Here is an 18,849-nt window from a genome sequence, read left to right on the forward strand (position 1 = left end):
CGTCAAGATCGCAAGACGGGCAAGCACGAGCAATCGACGGATCATTTCCGCCACCCCGGGCATTTGCCGTTCTTGTCCCTGGGTCCTCCCGGGCCACCTCGCGAGCCACATCCACCGCCATTGCCTCCACCTGGACTCGACGGCGCATGGCGCCGACTGCCCCCTCCGCCTCGTCGGCCCTTGGCCTCAACACTGCCGACGGCTATCGCCAACAGGCCGCCGAGCAGCAGCCGGCGGCGGGAAATGGTCTGTGCCATATCGCTTCTCCCTCACTGGAGAGTGCAGTCTCAGTTCCAGGGGCAGCGCTGGAATCGGTAGAACCCTTGAGTTCCCCGCTGAATCTCATCAATCCAGGGGAGGATCCGGTTCCGAGAAGATCGCCGGTGCGCCTTGCTAGAGTTCGAACGAAGCAAAGGAATGAAGCAGATATGTCTTCGCCTCACGACCTTCAACGTTTCCTGGACGCTCAAGCTCCGCAAATCGCCGACGTCCTCGCCGAACTGAAACGCGGCCGCAAGCTCAGCCACTGGATGTGGTACTTCTTCCCGCAGCTGCGCGGGCTGGGCGTGAGCAGCACCGCGCAGTTCTACGGGATGCAGTCGCTAGATGAGGCGATCGCCTATCTCGACCACGAAGTCCTCGGGCCGCGTCTGCGCGAGTGCGTCGCGCTGATGAACACCCACCGCAACAAGACCGCCGAGCAGATCCTGGGCGTCGTGGACGCGATGAAGTTCCGCTCGTCGCTGACACTGTTCGCGAAGGCGTCTGGCGACGAGGCCGTGTTCATCGAGGCGCTGGACCGCTACTTCGGCGGCCAGCCGGATCAGCGCACGCTGGATCTGCTCGCCTAGACGGCGAGCACCGCTTCACGGCGTCGGTTCCGCCGCCGGCGTCTTTACGACGTCTTCCGACGGGAAAAGCCGCAGCCAGGCGAACGCCACGTTCCACAACGCCAGCAGCGCGAAGGCAAAGACTGGCATCGCGGCCAGCTTGATCGGTGACTTCGTCGCGACCAACACCACGATGTAGCCCAGGATGAGCGCCCACAACGTGTTCACGACAAGCGACGCCCAGCTCGCAAGCCGCTTGGAGTCCGCCCGGCCCGCGATCAGCGCAAGCCCTGGCGGCAGCAAGGTCAGGACCCCCGAGAGTTCTCCGCCGATCGACACCGTCAGCATCGCATTGCCGATGAGCATCAGCCCGAAGAGCACGAGCTGCACGATGTTGGCCATACGAAGCGAGGTGGGCAGGAGCGCGGGAACCAGTGAGGGCGTTGAGGGCGTTGAGGGCGTTGAGGGCGTTGAGGGCGCGCGATTATGGGTGCCTCGGCCTTGCTAGAGTCGCTGCATCCTCCGCGCCACGCCATGCCCGCCTTCATCCGCCTCCCCTGCCCGCTCCCCGGCGTCGACATCGTCGCCGCCGACAGCGCGAAGGCGTTCCCGCGTCACATCCACGATGAATTCGGCATCGGCCGCATCGATCGCGGCGCGCAGAAGACCGCGAGCGGCCGCGGCATGGTCGAGTCCGTCGCGGGCGATGTCATCACGGTCAACCCGGGCGAGGTCCACGATGGCCTGCCGCTCGGCGATCACGGGCGCGCCTGGCGCATGCTGTACCTCTCGCCTGAGTTGGTCGGCGATCTCGTCGCCGACATCGCGGAGGGCCGCGCCATCGGCGACGTCGAGTTCCACCGCCCCACGCTGCACGACGACCGCATCGCCGGCCGCTTCGAGGCGCTCTTCCATGCGATGGCCGGCACGCCGACCGGGGCCACTGACACGCTCCGCATGGACGGCGCCCTGCTCCTGCTGCTGCAGTCGCTCCTCCAGCCGCGCGCCGCCACCCTGCCCGCAATCCCCGTCGGCATCGCGATCGCACGGTCTCGCCTCGATGACGACCTCACCGCGCCAGTCAGCCTCGCGGACCTCGCGCGCGAAGCGGGCCTCAGCCGCTTCCAGTTCCTGCGCGGCTTCACCCGCGCCACCGGCCTGCCGCCTCACGCCTACCTCGTGCAGCGCCGCCTGCAGCACGCGCGCCGACTGATCGCGCTCGGTACGCCGCTCGCAGATGTCGCCGCCGCCAGCGGCTTCTTCGACCAGAGCCATCTGACGCGCCACTTCGTCCGCTGCTTCGGCATCGCGCCGGGCGCGTACGCCGCCGCTTTTCGCTGAGGCGGCTGAGGCGACTGAGGCCGACGGGCTCACTGGCCCGCCTGCAATTTCATCCAAGACGCGCCACCGGCGCGCGCCGACGATGACCTCCCCGCCTTCACCGCACCGAGGTCCGTCGTGCCCTTCTCCTCGCTCTCGAATCCCGAGTTCCTGATCACCTCGCTGATCGTCGTCGCCTCGCCCGGCACCGGCGCGCTGGTCACCCTCGCCGCCGGCCTGTCGGGCGGCGCGCGGGCGGCGCTCCACGCCGCCCTCGGCTGCACGATCGGCATCCTCCCGCACATGCTGGCCGCGATCACCGGCCTGGCCGCGCTGTTGCACGCCAGCGCCGTCGCCTTCGACGCGGTGAAGTACGTCGGCGTCGTCTACCTGCTCTACATGGCCTGGATGTCGCTGAAGGACAGTGGACCGCTCGCCGTCGACGCCGGCAGCCCGCCACGCTCCGCGCGCGAGGTCGTGACCCACGCGGCCCTCGTGAACCTGCTCAACCCGAAGCTCTCGATCTTCTTCCTCGCCTTCCTGCCGCAGTTCATCGCCCGCGATGAGCCGCACCCGACGCCGCTGATGATCGAGCTCTCCCTCGTCTTCATGGCGATGACCCTCGCCGTGTTCGCGGTCTACGGCGTCTTCGCCGCCGCGATGCGCGATCGCGTGCTCACGCGCCCGCCGGTGCTGCGTTGGATGCGCCGCGGCTTCGCGGCCGCCTTCGTCGGGCTGGGTGTCAAGCTCGCGCTGGTTCAGCGCTGACGGCGACGTCCGTCAGGGTCTAAGCCGCTTCGTCCGCGGTCGGCACCACGCCGTCGAAGGCGAACAGCTCCACCTTCTTCGGTTGCCCCGATCGCCGCTCCACCTTGTGCTGCGGCCCGATCGCCTTGCCGGTGCGGGCGTCGATGAGCTTGAGCTCCACCGGCTCCCCGGTCTCCGTGTCGATCAGGCGCACCGGCTTGTTCTTCAGTGCCGCGTGCTTGTTGCCCCAGGTCAGCAGCGCCAGCATCACCGGCCGCAGGTCGCGGCCCCGTTGCGTCAGCACGTACTCATAGCGGGGCGGCTTGTCGCTGTAGAGCCGCTTCTCGAGCAGCTCCCGTTCCACCAGTTCCCCCAGCCGGCGCGTCAGCGTGTTGGACGCGATGCCCAGCTCGGTCACGAACTCGTCGAAGCGGTGATGCCCGTAGAACACCTCGCGCAGGATCAGCATGCTCCAGCTGTCGCCGAGGATGTCCGTCGCCCGCGCGACCGGGCAGGCCATGTCTTCGAAGCTCGTGCGGCGCATCGGGGTCTCCTTGTGGTGCCAAGGCCGCCGCACCCGATCGGCGCGACGGCGGTCCGGCGATTCTCACTGACTTTCATCATGCAAGTTAGTTGACGAATCCGCAACAGTGCATTCCGCGCCAAGTGACTTCCATGATGAAAGTGACGTTCCTATAGTCCGCTCCATCGCTCGCCGCCCGGCGGGCCCTCGACGCCGGAGTCCTTCCATGACCGCTTCAACGCCTTCTGTCTCCCCCGCAGCCACGACAGCCGCGGCAACCCCCGCGACGGTCGCGCCCGACGCCACGCCGCGCAGGTCCCTCGGCCGCGCCTCGCTGAAATGGGCGGTGCTGACCGCCGTCGTGCTCGGGGCCGGCGCGTACGGCGCGCACTGGTGGACGGTGGGCCGCTTCCATGAAGAGACGGACGACGCCTATGTCGGCGGCGACGTGACCGTGATCGGCGCGAAGGTCACCGGCTACATCACCGAATTGCCGGTCACCGACAACCAGTTCGTCCACGCCGGCGACCTGCTCGCCCGCATCGACAGCCGCGACTACCAGGCCGCGCTGCAGCGCGCCATCGGCGCGGTCGAGGCGCAGGACGCCGCGATCGCCAACCTGGGCGCGGCCGCCGCGCTGCAGCAGGCCGTGATCGCGAAGGCCCGCGCCGGCATCGACGCCGCCTCGGCCGAGGAACAGCGCGCCCGCGACGACTTCGCGCGCTACAAGGACCTGGTCGGTCGCGCGGCCGTGTCGGTCGAAAGCAGCCAACGCGCCGAGGCGAACTTCAAGACCGCGCAGGCCGGCTCCGCCCGCGCCCGCGCCGAGCAGCAGGCGGCCGAGCGCCAGCTCGACGTGATCGCCACGCAGAAACGCCAGGCGCAGGCCGCGCTCGACCAGGCCAAGGCCGAACGCGACATCGCCCAGCTCAACCTCGGCTACACCGAGCTGCGCGCGCCGCGCGACGGCTACATCGGCAACCGCAAGGCGCGGCTCGGCACCTACGTTGGCGTCGGCACGCCGCTGCTGTCGGTGGTCCCCGCACAAGGCCTGTGGGTCGACGCGAACTTCAAGGAAGACCAGCTCGCGCGCATGACCACCGGCCAGCCGGTGAACATCCGCGCGGACGCCTGGCCCGGCGTCGTGCTGCATGGCACGCTCGGCAGCCTCGCACCGGCGACCGGCTCGCAGTTCAGCGTGCTGCCCGCCGAGAACGCCACCGGCAACTTCACGAAGATCGTCCAGCGCGTGCCGGTGCGCATCCAGCTCGATCCCGCCGACGATCGCCTCGGCCGCCTGCGCCCCGGGCTGTCCGTCGTCGTCGAGATCGACACCAACCACGCCGGCGCAGGCACCAAGAACGCCAGCGCGGCCCCCACCGCGAGCGCCGCCAAGGCGACCACGGCCACGGCCACGGCCACGGCCACGGCGAGCGTGCAATGAGCACCGCCCTCCCCGCCACGCCGGGCGCCGGGGCGCCCGCGGACACGGCGGCCCCCTCGCGCAAGCGCCCGCCCTTCTGGTCCGACATCGTCATCCCCATCGACCAGTTGACGACGCGCGACAAGGTGCTGGCCTTCGCGACGATGTGCGTCGGCATGTTCATCGCGCTGCTGGACATCCAGATCGTGTCGGCCTCGCTGCGCGACATCGGCGGCGGTCTCTCGGCCGGCGCGGACGACACCACCTGGGTGCAGACCAGCTACCTGATCGCCGAGATCATCGTGATCCCGCTATCGGGCTGGCTCGCCAGCGTGATGTCCACGCGCTGGCTCTTCGCCGCCTCGGCACTAGGCTTCACGATCGCCAGCCTGCTGTGCGGCCTGGCCTGGAACATTCAGAGCATGATCGCCTTCCGCGCGCTGCAGGGCTTCCTCGGCGGCTCGATGATCCCGATGGTCTTCACCACGGCCTTCCTGTATTTCAGCGGCAAGCAGCGCGTGATCGCCGCCTCCACCATCGGCGCGATCGCCTCGCTCGCGCCGACGCTCGGTCCCGTCGTCGGCGGCTACATCACCGACGTCCTGTCGTGGCAGTGGCTCTTCTACATCAACCTGCTGCCGGGCCTGGTCGTCACCGTCGTCGTGCCGCTGATGGTGCGCGTCGACAAGCCCAACCTCGCCATGATGAAGGGCGCCGACTACCTGTCGATGGTGCTGCTCGCGGTGTTCCTGGGCTGCCTGGAATACACGCTCGAGGAAGGGCCGCGCTGGAACTGGTTCAGCGACTCGACCATCGTCGCCACCGCGTGGATCGCCGGCGTGACGGGCGTCGCCTTCATCGCCCGCAGCCTGACGCATCCCCATCCCATCGTCGACCTGCGCGCGCTCAAGGACCGCAACTTCGCGCTGGGCAGCCTGTTCTCCTTCATCACCGGCATCGGCATCTTCGCGACCATCTACCTGACGCCGCTGTTCCTCGGCCGCGTGCGCGGCTACGGCGCGCTCGACATCGGCCTGGCCGTGTTCTCGACCGGCGTGTTCCAGGTGATGTCGATCCCGCTCTACGCCTTCCTCGCCAGCCGCTTCGACCTGCGCTGGATCCTCTTCGCCGGGCTCTCGCTCTTCGCGATCTCGATGTGGGAGTTCGCGCCGATCACGCATGACTGGGGATCGTCCCAGCTGCTGCTGCCGCAGGCGCTGCGCGGCATGGGCCAGCAGCTCTGCGTGCCGCCGGTGGTGACGCTGGCGCTCGGGGCGCTGCCGCCGTCGCGGCTCAAGCTGGCGTCGGGGCTGTTCAACCTGATGCGCAACCTCGGCGGCGCCATCGGCATCGCGGCCTGCGCGACCATCCTCAACGACCGCACCAACCTGCACTTCCAGCGTCTGGCCGAGCACCTGAACACCAGCAACGAGTCGATGACGCAGTTGCTGGCCTCGGTGGGCTCGTCGCTGTCGGCCTCGATGCCGTCGAGCGATGCGGCCACCGCCGCGCTGCGCCAGCTCTGGTCGCTGACCTACCGCGAGGCGCTGACGATGACCTTCGCCGACGCCTTCCTCATCGTGATGGGCTGCTTCGTCGTCGCGCTGGTGTTCGTGCCGATGCTGCGCAAGATCGCGCCGCCGGCCGCGCCCTCCGCCGATGCGCATTGATGCGCAGCGATCCGCGCTGATGCCGACGACCCACCGCCCTCACTCGCTCCGAACCCTTCGATTCCCTAGGAGACCCGCCATGACGCTCCTGCATTCCGCCTCCCTCCGCCCGCTGGCCCGGCTCGCGCCGCTCGCGCTCGCGGCCTTCCTCGTCGCCTGCGCCCAGATGCCGGGCGCCGGGGAGCGCCCCCGCGCGCTCGACGATCGCTTCGCCGGTCAGGCCCTGATCGCACAGCATCAGAACGGCGCCGCGTCGGCCACGCTCGGCACCTGGTGGCAGGACTTCGACGATCCCGCGTTGACGGCCATCGTGCAGCGCGCGCTGGATCAGAACCTGGACCTCGCCATCGCGCTGGCGCGGGTCGAGCAGGCGCGCGCCGCGGCGCAAGGCGCCGGCGCGCTGCGGCTGCCTCAGGGCGCTGTCCAGGGACAGTTGCTGAGCCAGCGCCAGTCGCTGAAGAGCCCTGAAGGCTCGCTCGCGCACGGCTTTCCCGGCTACGACCGCAATCAGACCCTGCAGACGCTGGGCGTCGGCGCGAGCTGGGAAGCGGACCTCGCCGGCGGCCTGCGCCAGGGTGAGGCCGCGGCCGTCGCGGAATGGCAGGCCGCCGAGGCTGCGCGGCTGGGTGCCCGCGTGACCGTCGCCGCGGAAGCCGCCGACGCCTACTTCCGCGTGCGCGGCGCGCAAGCCCGCATCGAGGTCGCCGAGGCCCATCTGCGCACGCAGTCGCAATTGCTGCAACTGATCCAGGATCGCTTCAAGGGTGGGCTCGCCGCGCAGCGCGAAGTCGCCGAGGCGCAGGCGCTGCAACTGCAGGCGCGCGGCACGCTGCCGCCATTGCGGACAGAGCTCGCGCAGCAGCAGCATCGCCTGGACGTGCTGATGGGCGAGCAGGCCGGCACCTATGCGGCGAAGCTGATGTCGACCTCGCAGACGCTTTCGCGGCCCTCGACGTCCTCGCTGTCCTCGACGTATCGCGTGCCGTCGCTGCCGGGCGATCTCACGCCCGCGACGTTGATGCGCCGTCGTCCCGACGTCATCGCCGCCGAGCGCCAGCTCGACGCCAGCCAGGCCCGCATCGGCGTGGCGACGGCCGAGTACTACCCTCGCCTGACGCTGGGCGGCGTGCTCGGCGCGTCGAGCCTGCATGGTGGACTGTTCAGCTCGGAGGCCTTCCAGCCGCAGGCCCTGCTCGGATTGCACTGGCGGTTGTTCGACTTCGGCCGCGTCGACGCCGAGGTCGCGCAGGCACGCGGCGCACGGGCCGAAGCGCTCGCGCAGGTGCGCCAGCGCATGCTGCGCGCGACCGAGGATGTCGAGAACGCCATCGTCAAGCTCTCGGAGCTCGAGCAGCAACGCGGCGACCTCGCGCAGGAGGTCCGCGCGCACCAGGTCGCGCGCGACGCGGCCGAGGACGCCTACAAGGGCGGCGCCGCCAGCCTGATCGAAGTGCTGCAGGAAGATCGCCTGCTGCTCGCCGCGCGCGACCAGCTCGCGCAGCTGGACGCGAACCACGCCCGCGCGGCCGTGTCCGCGTTCCGCGCGTTCGGCGGCGGCTGGGACGCGCCGGTCATGGCCGCGCCCGACACTCAACCGGTCCCTTCGTCTCAGACGACGGCCCGGCTCGCTCCGACGCTGACCCGAGGCCAGGTGCAGTAGTTCCGCAAGCGCGGCGCATGCCTGGTTGCGCGGCGTGCCGATTTGCGAGAATCGCCCGCTTCATTGAGGGAGATCACCATGCAGACCCGCAGCGACGCTCGCAAGCGTCTTACCAGGATGGCCGCCTTGGCCGTGGCCATCACCGCCATCCTTGGCGCCACACCGCCCCTGGCGGCTCAGTCGGTTCCGACTTTCACGGAGAACTTCAAGAACATCAAACTCCTGGCGGCACAAGGGACCGGGTATTACGTGAACTTCAAGGAGCCATTCGGCCAGCAGTGCATGTACGACGTCGCCTACATCTCCGCAGAGAAGAAGGGGCTCTACGCGACGCTGCTCGCGGCGCATCTGGCCGGAAAGCGGATCCACCGTGTCTCGTATCAGCAACCAGGCGGCAACGGCGCGATCTGCAACCTCGATCAGGTTGAACTGGATGCCGGCTGACCCGGCCCGTCATTCGGCCGGCGGCCTGCTGCCGCTGCTCTTCGTCGCCGTCTGGAGCACCGGCTTCATCGGCGCGAAGTTCGGCCTGCCGGACGCGGAGCCGCTGACCTTCCTCGCGTGGCGTTATGCCGCCGTCATCGCGCTGATGCTGCCCGTGGTGCTGGTGCTGCGCGCGCCCTGGCCGCGCTCGATGGCCGCGTGCGGGCACATCGCGGTGACCGGCCTGCTGGTGCATGGCGTCTATCTGGGCGGCGTGTTCACCGCGATCGCGCATGGACTGCCGGCGGGCATCACCGCCCTGGTCGTCGGCCTGCAGCCGTTGGTCACGGCACTCGGCGCGCGGGCGTTCCTCGGCGAACGCATCGACCGGATGCAATGGCTGGGTCTGGCGCTGGGCTTCCTCGGCGTCGGACTCGTCGTCGCGCAGAAGATCGCGGCGGTGCCCGGCAACGCGCTGCTGACGATGCTGTTGCCGGCCGTGATCGCCTTGATCGGCATTACCGCCGGCACGCTCTACCAGAAGAAGTTCTGTCCGTCCTTCGACCTGCGCACCGGCTCGATCATCCAGTTCGTGCCCAGCCTGCTCGTCACCGGCGCGCTCGCGGCGGCAACCGAAACGATGGAGGTGCACTGGACCGGCCAGTTCGTGTTCGCGATGGCGTGGCTGGTGCTGGTGTTGTCGCTGGGCGCGGTCAGTCTGCTGAACGTGCTGATCCGTCGCGGCAGCGCGGTCAACGTCGCCAGTCTCTTCTACCTGACCCCGCCGACGACCGCATTGATCGCCTGGGCGCTGTTCGGGGAGACGCTGACCGGACTCGCCATGGCCGGCATGGCACTGGTCGCGATCGGCGTGTGGCTTGCGCGCCGGGCGCGCTGAAAGCGTTCAAGCAGCTTCAGGCAGCGTTCAAGGCGCTGGCAAGGCAGCGCGGCAATCTCGCTGCCGTCGAACGTACGGCGGGGTCGCGCAACGACCGCCGCGCCCATGAAAAAGGCGGCCCCTCGGGCCGCCTCGCGCGGTGATGACAGCGGGATCAGTTGCGGTCGGCGCGGGCCGGCAGCGTGCTGTCGGTGTTCGTCGTCGACGTATCCGTCGAGGAGGTACCGGCGCTCGGCGCGCTCATCGGCATCGGGTCCGTCTGCGTGCGGACGTTGGGGTCCTGACGCTGCTCGGTCGTGGTGTTGTTGCCGTTGTTCTGGCTGCTGGTGGCCGGCTGGCTGTTCTGCATGTCCGTGGCGGTCGCGGGCTGGCCCGTGCTCGGATTGGCTGCCGGGGTGGCGGGCGGCGCCTTGCCCTGGTTGTTGTTGTTGGACAGCGGATCATTGGTCTGGTCGCGCGCGCCGACGGAGCCGGAGCTGCCGCCCTGGCCGCCACTCTGGGCGTGAAGGAAGCCGACGCCGGAAGCCAGCGCAATCGCCATTGCCACGGTGGTGATCTTGGAACGGGGGTTCATGGTGGATCTCCTGGAAGCTGTGGATTGAGGTCTTGCCGGGGGCCCCGCGTGGTCCGGATGGCGTCGTATCGCATCTCGAACCATCACAGCACCCTTGCAAGAGAAGACTGGCAATCCCGATGCCCGCGCCGCTTGCCGATCACCCCTTGAACGTCGCGGTCTGCGCGGGTGAAGGCTCGAGTTCATCGAGCACCGCGCGGATCGCGACCGGCGCACCGGTGGTGACCGGAGCAACGACGTCCTGCGCCAGCGGTTGAACGAGCGCGCGGGCCTGCGCCGCGCCACGTAACTCCGCCGGTGCCGCGAGCGATCGCAGCCGCTGCCCGATCGCATCAAGGCTGTTCTGCGCCGTCTCGTCGTCGGCCTGCGCGTCGAAGGGGTCGAGGCTGATGCGGTCCGGCGAGAGACCCAGCCCCAGCGCGTGGAAGTAGCTCGCCTCGGTGACCACGCTGAGCTGGCTCGCGATCAGGCGATGCACTTCCAGATCGGGCATGTCCAGCTGAACGCCCTGCACCGTGGCGAGTACCGGCGTGCGCGTGATGCCTCCGGCCAGGCCGGCGAGGCGATGCGCGTTCGGCAGATGCGCATGAAGCACCGCCGCCTGCTTGTTGCGGATCAGCCCGATGAGGACCTGGATCGCGTGCCACGGGGGGTCATCGGGCATGGCGACGATCACGATGTCCGCCCCCAGTCCGCGCAGCCGTTCCGCGTACGGCCCGTCCGCCGGGCACACGACGGTGAAGCGGACGTTGCCGCTGCTGCCCAGCCGCTCCACGAGCCGCGCCACCAGTTGCGTGGCGCCGACTCGGTCCGACGCCGAGGTCAGCGAAGCGTCATCGTCCGCTGCTTCGTCCGGCGGGACGGCACCGATGATCTCGACGACATGTAGCGACGGCGCGGGGTTCGCCGTCGTCACGGCGGAGAGCGTCGGCGTGATGCCGGGGCGTCGTTGTGCAGGACGGTCCATCGCGAGCCTCTTGAAGCCGCACCATGCGGTGAGCACGCATGGCAAGGCCCATACCCGACGGGGGCTCCGTCCTCGCGACCCATCAACCGCGCATCAACCGCGCATCAGCGGCGCATCAGCGGCGACTCACAGCGGCTTCAACGACTGCAGCACCGTGGGCAGAAGTTCGCTCACCGTCGGGTGGATGCGCACACCGCCGGCGGTGACGTCGGTGTACGGCCGCTTCGACGCGATGACGTCGAGCAGCGATTGCACCGCTTCGTCGCCGTCGACGCCGAGCACCATCGCGCCGAGGATCGCCTTCGATTCGGCATCGACGAGGATCTTGATGAAGCCCTCGGTCTCGCCCTTCTCGATCGCACGGCCGACGCGCGCCATCGGCCGCGTGCCGATCAGCGCGGGACGGCCGCTGGCTCGCACTTCCTGCTCGCCCAGACCGATGCGCGCCAATGGCGGATCGGTGTACAGCGCGTAGGTCACGACGCGATCGCCGACGCCGCGCACGGCGCCGTCGAAGAGGTTCGCCGCGGTGACTTCGAAGTCGTTCCAGGACGTGTGCGTGAACGCGCCGCGGCCGTTGCAATCGCCGAGCGCCCAGATGTGCGGCACGCTGCTGCGTAATTGGTCGTCCACGACGATGTTGCCGCGCTCGTCCACGCGCACGCCGGCGCGGTCCAGGCCCAGGTCGTCCGTGTTGGGCTTGCGGCCGGTGGCGATCAGCACGTGGCTGCCGCGCACCTCGGGCTCGCCGGTCTGGCAGTTCACCCGCACGGCGACGCCCTCCTCGGCCGGCGCCAGCTTCACGCATTCGGCGCCGGTGCGGATGGTCAGGCCTTCGCGTTCAAGGATGCCGCGCAGGGCCTCGGAGACATCGGCATCCTCGCGCGGCACCAGCCGCGGGCCGCGCTGCACGACGGTCACCTCGGATCCGAAGCGCCGGAACATCTGCGCGAACTCCAGCCCGATGTAGCTGCCGCCCACGACGACCAGGTGCCTGGGCAGTTCGTCGAGTTTCATGATCGACGCGTTGGTCAGCCAGGGCACCGAGTCCAGGCCCTCGACACCCGGCTGCGCGGGGCGGCCGCCGACGTTGATGAAGAAGCGCTCGGCGCGCAGGCGCCGTCCGTCGACGCTGACGGTGTGCGGATCCTCGAAGCGCGCGTGGCCCATGACGAGCTCGACCTTGTCCATGCCGCGCAGCCATTGCTCGACGTTCTGGCGCGACTGGCCGGAGATCCGCTCCTTGCGCGCGATGACGGCGGGCAGATCGACGCCGGACTGCGCCGGCGCCCGTACGCCCCAGCGCGCGGCTTCGCGCACGACCCAGGCGGCATGGGCGCTGGCGACCATTGCCTTGGTCGGGATGCAGCCGGTGTTGACGCAGGTGCCGCCGACGCGCGAGCGCTCGATGACGGCGACGCGCCAGCCGGCCTGCGACATACGCTCAGCCAGCGCGGGGCCGGCCTGGCCGGCGCCGATGACGATGGCGTCGAAGGCGTCGGGGGACTCAAGGGATTCACTCACGGCAACGCTCCAGGAAAGGGGGTCGTCGCCGAGTCTGCCATCGTCAGGCGGCGATGCGGTGTCATCCCGCTCAGGTCGCGCCGTGGCGCCGCCGGATCGCGGCGAGTGCGCCCCGCTGCTCCAACACCTGGATCGCCTGGTCGATGCGCGCCAGGTCGCGCTCGTCGAGCCGACGGCGGCTCAGCATCAGGCACACGGGCTGCACGCTGTGCCCGAAAGGCTGCCGCAGCAGGCGCACGCCCGAGGCGCGCGCCTGCGCATGGACGTCCAGGTCGTCGCCGAGGATCAACGACGCGCGTCCGAGCTGCAGCATGTCGACGCCCTGGCGCGTGGTCTGGTAAGGGAGCAGGAGGCCTGCGTCGGAGAGGCGCTTGCGCCACTCCTCGAAGTCGGCACCGAGGCCGAGCGCGTCCACGTGCAGCAACGGGATGCGACGCTGGAGCACCTGCTCGAAGCCCTTCAGCCCATCGAGCCGGGGATCGCGGCGGTCCGCCGCCGCGACCATGAAGGCCTCGTTCCGATAGGTTCGGCTGTACATGACGATCCGGCCCCGACCGGGCACCGGCGTCGCCGAGAAGATCACATCGAACTGGTCGTTCAGCAACTCGCGGAAGCGCCGCTTGCGCCATTGCGCCGAGCCGCGGATCCAGTTCAGCTCGTAACCCGCCTGCGTGCAGATCGCCTGCAGCAGCTCCGCATCGAGGCCGCGCACGCTCCCGTCGGTGCCGGGCACGAGATAAGGCGGCCAGGATTCCACCAGCGCGCGCAGCACGCGGGGTCGGGGACTTCCCCACACGGAGGCCCCCCAGGCGAGCGCCAGGCCGCCCACGACGGAGCGACGGCGGGGCCCTCGATCGGCGGACGGGCCGGATGGATTCATTGCCTCGTTGCGAGCCATCGCGGTGGGGGTTCGGTCCAGTGTGCGCCTGGCTCCCCGGAGCCACAAGGCAGGGACGGCACCTCCTTCGGCGACGCCCCCGGATGGGGGCTTGTCATCGACGACGTCCAGAGAATGTCACGTGGTAGCGCAACCGTTCGGTTTTCCACATGGTTCTGTCAATTTTAAAAGCGCAAAATTGATACATGAAAGTCGTTCTTGTCGAAGACTCCCCGCTGGTCCGCAAGCATCTGTTGGCGACACTGAAGGAACAGCCCTTCCTGTCGGTCGTCGGCCTTGCCGCCACCGAGGCGGAGGCGCTGTGCACCGTCGGACTGACGCGCCCGCACGTCGTGGTGCTGGACCTGGCGCTGGCCTCGGGCTCCGGGCTGGAGGTGCTGCGCAAGCTGCGCCTGGCCGGCTTCGGCGGGACCATCTTGGTCCTCAGCAACCGCGAGTCGGAGATCTATGGACCGCTGTGCGTGCAAAGCGGCGCCAACGCCTTCTACGACAAGGGCCGCGAGTTCGAGCAGTTCCTGGCCGACCTGAACGTGCTGGCCGAGGCCCCACGACTGGCGGCGAGCCGGCCCATGAGCTTGAGTTCGCTGCATATGCGCTGAGGCCGCCATCGCCCTCGCTGGCGATTCGGGAATCGGTGCCGGCGAGTTACGCCGCGGAGTTGTGGAAACTCCAATCAATTCACGCGGACAAAAGAAAACCCGCTCTGGGCGGGTTTTCTAAGTGCTTAATCTAACAAGCTATTTTGGAGGAGAGGGGGGGATTCGAACCCCCGAGACGTTTCCGTCCGCCTGATTTCGAGTCAGGTACATTCAACCACTCTGCCACCTCTCCGGAATTCGGTGATCGCTGTGGTTGTTAGCGACTAAGCCTAAGAGTATAGCGAGGTTTTTGAGGCCTTGGCAAGAACTCGCGTGAGCTTGTGCGAAAGACGCGTCGGCGGCCGCTTCAGCGGCCGCTCTCCCCGCCCTACCAGCCAGCTCAGGCCTTCAGCACGTCCTTGCCGCCGAGGTAAGGACGCAGCGCTTCCGGCACCGTGATGCTGCCGTCGGCCTGCTGGTAGTTCTCCAGCACCGCGACCAACGTGCGGCCCACCGCCAGACCCGAGCCGTTCAGCGTGTGCACCAGCTCGTTCTTGCCCTGCGCAGTCTTGAAACGCGCCTGCATGCGACGGGCCTGGAACGCACCCATGTTCGAGCACGAGCTGATCTCGCGGTAGGTGTTCTGCGCCGGCAGCCACACCTCCAGGTCATAGGTCTTGACGGAGCCGAAGCCCATGTCGCCCGCGCACAGCAGCACGGTGCGGTACGGCAGGCCGAGCTTCTGCAGCACGGCTTCGGCGTGGCCGGTCATCTCTTCCAACGCGGCCATGCTGTGCTCGGGCTGCTCGATGCGGACCATCTCGACCTTGTCGAACTGATGCTGGCGGATCATGCCTCGCGTGTCGCGACCGGCCGAGCCGGCCTCCGAGCGGAAGCACGGGCTGTGCGCCGTCAGCTTCACCGGCAGTTCATCGACCGAGAGGACGCTCTCACGGACCGAGTTGGTCAGCGAGATCTCCGAGGTCGAGATCAGGTACTGCTCGCTCTGTTCGTCGTCACCGCCGCGCAGGACCCAGAACATGTCTTCCTTGAACTTGGGCAGTTGGCCCGTGCCTTCGAGGATCTCGCGGTTGACGATGTAGGGCGTGTAGCACTCGGTGTAGCCGTGCTCCTGCGTCTGCATGTCGAGCATGAACTGCGCGAGCGCGCGGTGCAGGCGAGCGACCGGACCCTTCAGGAAGGCGAATCGCGAGCCCGACAGCTTGGCGCCGAGTTCGAAGTCCAGGCCCAGCGGCGCGCCGAGGTCGACGTGGTCCTTGACCGCGAAGTCGAACTCGCGCGGCTGGCCCCAGCGGCGCACCTCCACGTTGCCGGTCTCGTCCGCGCCCGCCGGCACGCTGGTGTCGGGCAGGTTGGGGACGCTCATCAGCATCGTGTTGAGCTCGACCTGGATCAGGTCCAGCTTCTCGGCGCCGGCCTTCAGCTCGTCGGCGATGCCGGCGACTTCGGCCATCACCGCGCTGGCGTCTTCGCCCTTGCCCTTCAGCATGCCGACCTGCTTGGACAGCTGGTTGCGCTTGGCCTGCAGTTCCTCCGTGCGGATCTGCACCTGCTTGCGGTCGGTCTCCAGCGTCTTGAAGCGCTCGACGTCCAGGTACGGTTGAGGGCTCTTGCGCTGTTGAAGGCGCTCGATGACGGCGTCCAGATCCTTGCGCAGCAGGGTGATGTCCAGCATGGTGTTGTCTTTCGTGTTCTGCGCCGACGGCGGCCCTCTTCAGGGGACGTCAGCGATGCATTGGGGAGTGTCTGTCAGCGGGAGCTCGACAGGGAGCTCGTCCGGAACTTGGCGGCGCCCCTCCGAAGAGGGAACGCGACGATCAAGATCGGCCGCTGGTGACCTCGGCCATCGACTTGTCGCCCAGCCCCATCGGCAGCGGGAAGCGCACGTGCTCCTCGACGCCCGGGAGCGTGCGCACGGTCGTCGCGCCCAGCTCGCGCAGGCGCGAGATCACGGCCTGCACCAGCACGTCCGGCGCGGAGGCCCCTGCGGTGAGGCCCACCTTCGAGCGACCTTCCAGCCATTCGGCCTGCACGTCCTCGGCGGCATCGACCATGTAGGCCGGCGTGCCCAGGCGCTCCGCCAGCTCGCGCAGGCGGTTGCTGTTGGAGCTGGTCGGGCTGCCGACCACCACCACCACATCCACCTGCGGCGCCATCACCTTGACGGCATCCTGCCGGTTCTGCGTGGCGTAGCAGATGTCCTGCTTCTTCGGCTCGCGGACTTCGGGGAAATGCTTCTTCACGGCGCGCAGGATCTCGGCGGCGTCGTCGACGCTCAGCGTCGTCTGCGTGACCACCGCCAGCCGGCTCGGATCCTTGACGCGCACGTGCGGCACATCCGAGACTTCCTCGACGAGATAGATCCCGTCGCTGAGCTGGCCCATCGTGCCTTCGACCTCGGGGTGCCCCTTGTGGCCGATCATGATGAATTCGTAGCCCTCGCGATGCAGCTTGGCCACCTCGACGTGGACCTTGGTCACCAGCGGGCAGGTCGCGTCGAAGATCTGGAAGCCGCGCTCCTGGGCTTCCTTGCGCACCGCCTGGCTGACGCCATGGGCCGAGAACACCAGCGTCGCGCCGGGCGGCACCTCGGCCAGGTCCTCGATGAAGATCGCGCCCTTGGCCTTCAGGTCGTTGACGACGTAGGTGTTGTGCACGATCTCGTGCCGCACGTAGATCGGCGCGCCGAACTTCTTCAGCGCGCGCTCGACAATCTCGATCGCGCGGTCCACGCCGGCGCAGAAGCCGCGCGGCTCGGCCAGCACGATGTCCTTCATGTTCACGTCCATGGCCGTCATCACAGCACCCCGATCAGCTGCACCTCGAAGCTGACGGGCTGTCCCGCCAACGGGTGATTGAAGTCGAACAGCAACCAGTCCTCGCCCAGCTCGCGCACCACGCCGGCGTACTGGCCCTGGCCATCCGGCGTCGGGAACTGCACGACGTCGCCGACGTGGTACTCCTCGTCCGGATCGCCCAGCTGGCGCATCAGCGCGCGCTTCACGCGCTGCAGCAGCTCGGGGTTGCGCTCGCCGAAGGCCTCGCCCGGCGCCAGCTCGACGCGGGTGTGCGTGCCCTCGGCCAGGCCGACCAGGCGCGCCTCGATCGCAGGCGCCAACTCGCCGGCGCCCAGCGTCAGCGTAGCCGGCAGCTTGTCGGCGAAGGTGTTGATCAAGTCCTGGCCGTCCGGCCCGCTCAGCCGGTAATGCAGGGTCAGGAAGGATCCTGGTTGAACGAGGTTCACTAGTCAGGGGGATTTTGGGAATCGAGGCATGATTTTAGGCTGGAGCGCCACGATCCTTCCTCCGAGTCTCCTCATGACCGTTCTCGCCGCCCCGATCGCCTTGCCCAGGCCCTCTGTCACGTCGGTCATCGCCGCGCTGCCACCCGAGGCTCGCCCACGGGAGAAGCTGCTCGCGCAGGGCGCTTCCACCCTCTCCGACGCTGAGTTGCTGGCCATCGTGCTCCGTACAGGCCTACCCGGTCGCCCGGTCCTGACGTTCGCGCGCGACGTGCTCGACCGATGCGGCGGTTTCAAGTGCCTGCTGAATGACCCCGCCCACGCGCTTGCGGGCATCAAGGGGCTGGGGCCATCGAAGCGAAGCATGCTGCTGGCGGTGCTGGAGATCACGCGGCGCTCATTCCGCCACGCACTCGGCGACGGCCCGGTCTTCGAATCGGCTGAAGCCGTCCGCGACTACCTGCGCCTCGAGTACGACGGCAAGAGCGCCGAATGCTTCGCCGTGATGTTCCTGGACACCCAGCATCGGCTGATCGCCCTGGAGACGCTGTTCCACGGCACCCTTTCCCATACCATTGCATACCCCCGGGAGGTGGTGAAACGCGCGCTGATCCTGGACGCCGCCGCGGTGATCCTGGTTCACAACCACCCTTCGGGACGTACCGATCCGTCGCCGCAGGACGTCCAGTTGACCCGCGCGATGATCGAGTCGCTGGCGCTCATCGACGTGAAGGTCCTGGACCATTTCATCGTCGGTGCGGGCCAGCCTGCTTCGTTGACCGACCTGGGCCTGCTGTGACCGACCGACTGCGCAGCCTGCAAGACCTGCAGACGCTGCACCGAGAACTGAAGCTCCGCCAACGCGCGGAGGAAGAGCGCCGCGAGCGCGAGGCCGCGCTGGCCCGCCTGCGCGACGAGGAAGCCCGCATCTTCGAGCGCACCGTCGGCATGGTCGTGCCGCTGCCCGACACCAACCGTGTGATCCTGAACCTCGGCAGACCTGAGCCGGAACCCCGCCAGCGCGAACTCGACGAGCAGATGGCCTGGAAGCAGGCGCTGTCGGACGATTTCGACGTCGATTCGCTGCTGGAGACGGATGAGACGCTGTCCTTCCGCCGACCGGAGATCTCGGCCGAATCCGTGCGCAAGCTCAGACGCGGCCATTGGTCGCTGCAGGCGCAGATCGACCTGCACGGTCTGCGCCGCGATCAGGCGCGCGAGGCGCTGGGCCACTTCATCCACGACAGCGCCCGGCGTGGCCTGCGCTGCGTGCGCGTGGTCCACGGCAAGGGCAACGGCTCGCCGGGGCGCGAACCCGTGCTGAAGGCGCGCGTGCGCCGCTGGCTGGTACAGAAGCAGGAAGTCCTGGCCTTCGTCCAGGCCCGCGCCAGTGATGGCGGCAGCGGCGCGTTGATGGTCCTGCTGAACGCGACCTGACCCCTCCCGCCGGGTCCCCCTCACGAGGGAGCAACCACCGAGCGTCGCCGCTCTCCCCGTCCCTCGCCCACACGGGCTTTCCCCTCCCCCGCTTCGCGTTGTTTTCCGGAACACG

Annotated in this window: 20 protein-coding genes and 1 tRNA gene; 11 read left to right on the forward strand and 10 right to left on the reverse strand. The window is 68.7% G+C overall.

Going from position 1 to position 18,849, the window contains the following annotated elements:
• The first annotated feature begins 428 nt into the window (after positions 1–428).
• Complete coding sequence (locus tag AC1VNM_RS12840) at positions 429–851, forward strand: DUF1810 domain-containing protein (RefSeq protein ID WP_483107171.1); 423 nt, start codon at positions 429–431, stop codon at positions 849–851.
• 15 nt (positions 852–866) lie between these two features.
• Here AC1VNM_RS12840 and AC1VNM_RS12845 read toward each other — a convergent pair whose 3' ends face one another.
• A complete protein-coding gene (locus tag AC1VNM_RS12845) occupies positions 867–1,232 on the reverse strand; it encodes a hypothetical protein (protein WP_483107172.1) in 366 nt (121 codons plus the stop codon).
• Between the two features lie 132 nt (positions 1,233–1,364).
• Between AC1VNM_RS12845 and AC1VNM_RS12850 the strand changes: the two genes are divergently transcribed.
• Together AC1VNM_RS12850 and AC1VNM_RS12855 are read left to right on the forward strand one after the other, a co-directional pair.
• A complete protein-coding gene (locus AC1VNM_RS12850; protein ID WP_483107173.1) occupies positions 1,365–2,171 on the forward strand; it encodes a helix-turn-helix transcriptional regulator in 807 nt (268 codons plus the stop codon).
• 117 nt (positions 2,172–2,288) lie between these two features.
• The gene (locus tag AC1VNM_RS12855; protein ID WP_483107174.1) at positions 2,289–2,918 is read left to right on the forward strand and encodes a LysE family translocator; all 630 of its coding nucleotides are present in this window, start codon (positions 2,289–2,291) and stop codon (positions 2,916–2,918) included.
• A 19-nt stretch (positions 2,919–2,937) separates the two neighbouring features.
• Here AC1VNM_RS12855 and AC1VNM_RS12860 read toward each other — a convergent pair whose 3' ends face one another.
• On the reverse strand, positions 2,938–3,441 hold the full coding sequence (locus tag AC1VNM_RS12860) for a winged helix-turn-helix transcriptional regulator (RefSeq protein WP_377153034.1): 504 nt from the start codon (positions 3,439–3,441) through the stop codon (positions 2,938–2,940).
• 205 nt (positions 3,442–3,646) lie between these two features.
• On the opposite strand from AC1VNM_RS12860, the gene AC1VNM_RS12865 reads away from it, so the two are divergent.
• The 5 genes from AC1VNM_RS12865 to AC1VNM_RS12885 all read left to right on the forward strand — a co-directional run bounded on the left by AC1VNM_RS12865 (position 3,647) and on the right by AC1VNM_RS12885 (position 9,494).
• Entirely contained in the window at positions 3,647–4,864 is a 1,218-nt protein-coding gene (locus tag AC1VNM_RS12865) for an HlyD family secretion protein (RefSeq protein WP_483107175.1), read from the forward strand.
• The gene (locus AC1VNM_RS12870) at positions 4,861–6,513 is read left to right on the forward strand and encodes a DHA2 family efflux MFS transporter permease subunit (RefSeq protein WP_483107176.1); all 1,653 of its coding nucleotides are present in this window, start codon (positions 4,861–4,863) and stop codon (positions 6,511–6,513) included. Before AC1VNM_RS12865 ends, AC1VNM_RS12870 begins: the two co-directional genes overlap by 4 nt.
• A gap of 79 nt (positions 6,514–6,592) precedes the next feature.
• The gene (locus AC1VNM_RS12875; RefSeq protein ID WP_483107177.1) at positions 6,593–8,173 is read left to right on the forward strand and encodes an efflux transporter outer membrane subunit; all 1,581 of its coding nucleotides are present in this window, start codon (positions 6,593–6,595) and stop codon (positions 8,171–8,173) included.
• 78 nt (positions 8,174–8,251) lie between these two features.
• Positions 8,252–8,617 carry a hypothetical protein gene (locus AC1VNM_RS12880; protein ID WP_483107178.1) on the forward strand — a complete coding sequence of 122 codons (366 nt, stop codon included), beginning with the start codon at positions 8,252–8,254 and terminating at the stop codon, positions 8,615–8,617.
• Entirely contained in the window at positions 8,607–9,494 is an 888-nt protein-coding gene (locus tag AC1VNM_RS12885; protein ID WP_483107179.1) for a DMT family transporter, read from the forward strand. The genes AC1VNM_RS12880 and AC1VNM_RS12885 overlap by 11 nt, the downstream gene beginning before the upstream one ends.
• A 154-nt stretch (positions 9,495–9,648) precedes the next feature.
• Here the strand turns inward: AC1VNM_RS12885 and AC1VNM_RS12890 are convergent, their stop codons facing one another.
• The 4 genes from AC1VNM_RS12890 to AC1VNM_RS12905 form a co-directional block, all read right to left on the reverse strand.
• A complete protein-coding gene (locus AC1VNM_RS12890; RefSeq protein ID WP_483107180.1) occupies positions 9,649–10,068 on the reverse strand; it encodes a hypothetical protein in 420 nt (139 codons plus the stop codon).
• 139 nt (positions 10,069–10,207) lie between these two features.
• Entirely contained in the window at positions 10,208–11,035 is an 828-nt protein-coding gene (locus AC1VNM_RS12895) for a glycosyltransferase (RefSeq protein WP_483107181.1), read from the reverse strand.
• A gap of 126 nt (positions 11,036–11,161) precedes the next feature.
• Positions 11,162–12,559: an FAD-containing oxidoreductase gene (locus AC1VNM_RS12900; RefSeq protein WP_483107182.1), complete on the reverse strand. Its 1,398-nt coding sequence runs from the start codon at positions 12,557–12,559 to the stop codon at positions 11,162–11,164.
• 70 nt (positions 12,560–12,629) lie between these two features.
• Entirely contained in the window at positions 12,630–13,439 is an 810-nt protein-coding gene (locus tag AC1VNM_RS12905) for a substrate-binding periplasmic protein (RefSeq protein ID WP_483107183.1), read from the reverse strand.
• A 203-nt stretch (positions 13,440–13,642) separates the two neighbouring features.
• On the opposite strand from AC1VNM_RS12905, the gene AC1VNM_RS12910 reads away from it, so the two are divergent.
• Positions 13,643–14,056 (forward strand): response regulator transcription factor, encoded by a 414-nt coding sequence (locus AC1VNM_RS12910; protein ID WP_377153013.1) that lies wholly within the window; start codon positions 13,643–13,645, stop codon positions 14,054–14,056.
• Positions 14,057–14,200: 144 nt separating this feature from the next.
• On the opposite strand, the gene AC1VNM_RS12915 is transcribed toward AC1VNM_RS12910, so the two are convergent.
• The 4 genes from AC1VNM_RS12915 to AC1VNM_RS12930 form a co-directional block, all read right to left on the reverse strand.
• Positions 14,201–14,288: transfer RNA gene (locus tag AC1VNM_RS12915), tRNA-Ser, on the reverse strand.
• A 147-nt stretch (positions 14,289–14,435) separates the two neighbouring features.
• The gene (gene serS, locus AC1VNM_RS12920; RefSeq protein WP_483107184.1) at positions 14,436–15,731 is read right to left on the reverse strand and encodes a serine--tRNA ligase; all 1,296 of its coding nucleotides are present in this window, start codon (positions 15,729–15,731) and stop codon (positions 14,436–14,438) included.
• 142 nt (positions 15,732–15,873) lie between these two features.
• A complete protein-coding gene (gene ispH / locus AC1VNM_RS12925; RefSeq protein ID WP_483107185.1) occupies positions 15,874–16,845 on the reverse strand; it encodes a 4-hydroxy-3-methylbut-2-enyl diphosphate reductase in 972 nt (323 codons plus the stop codon).
• A gap of 8 nt (positions 16,846–16,853) precedes the next feature.
• On the reverse strand, positions 16,854–17,300 hold the full coding sequence (locus tag AC1VNM_RS12930) for an FKBP-type peptidyl-prolyl cis-trans isomerase (RefSeq protein ID WP_377153006.1): 447 nt from the start codon (positions 17,298–17,300) through the stop codon (positions 16,854–16,856).
• 73 nt (positions 17,301–17,373) lie between these two features.
• Between AC1VNM_RS12930 and radC the strand changes: the two genes are divergently transcribed.
• Complete coding sequence (gene radC / locus AC1VNM_RS12935) at positions 17,374–18,096, forward strand: RadC family protein (RefSeq protein ID WP_483107186.1); 723 nt, start codon at positions 17,374–17,376, stop codon at positions 18,094–18,096.
• Positions 18,093–18,734 carry a Smr/MutS family protein gene (locus tag AC1VNM_RS12940; RefSeq protein ID WP_377153002.1) on the forward strand — a complete coding sequence of 214 codons (642 nt, stop codon included), beginning with the start codon at positions 18,093–18,095 and terminating at the stop codon, positions 18,732–18,734. The genes radC and AC1VNM_RS12940 overlap by 4 nt, the downstream gene beginning before the upstream one ends.
• Positions 18,735–18,849 lie beyond the last annotated feature (115 nt).

It is taken from the genome of Mitsuaria sp. MSU3D (assembly GCF_056867975.1).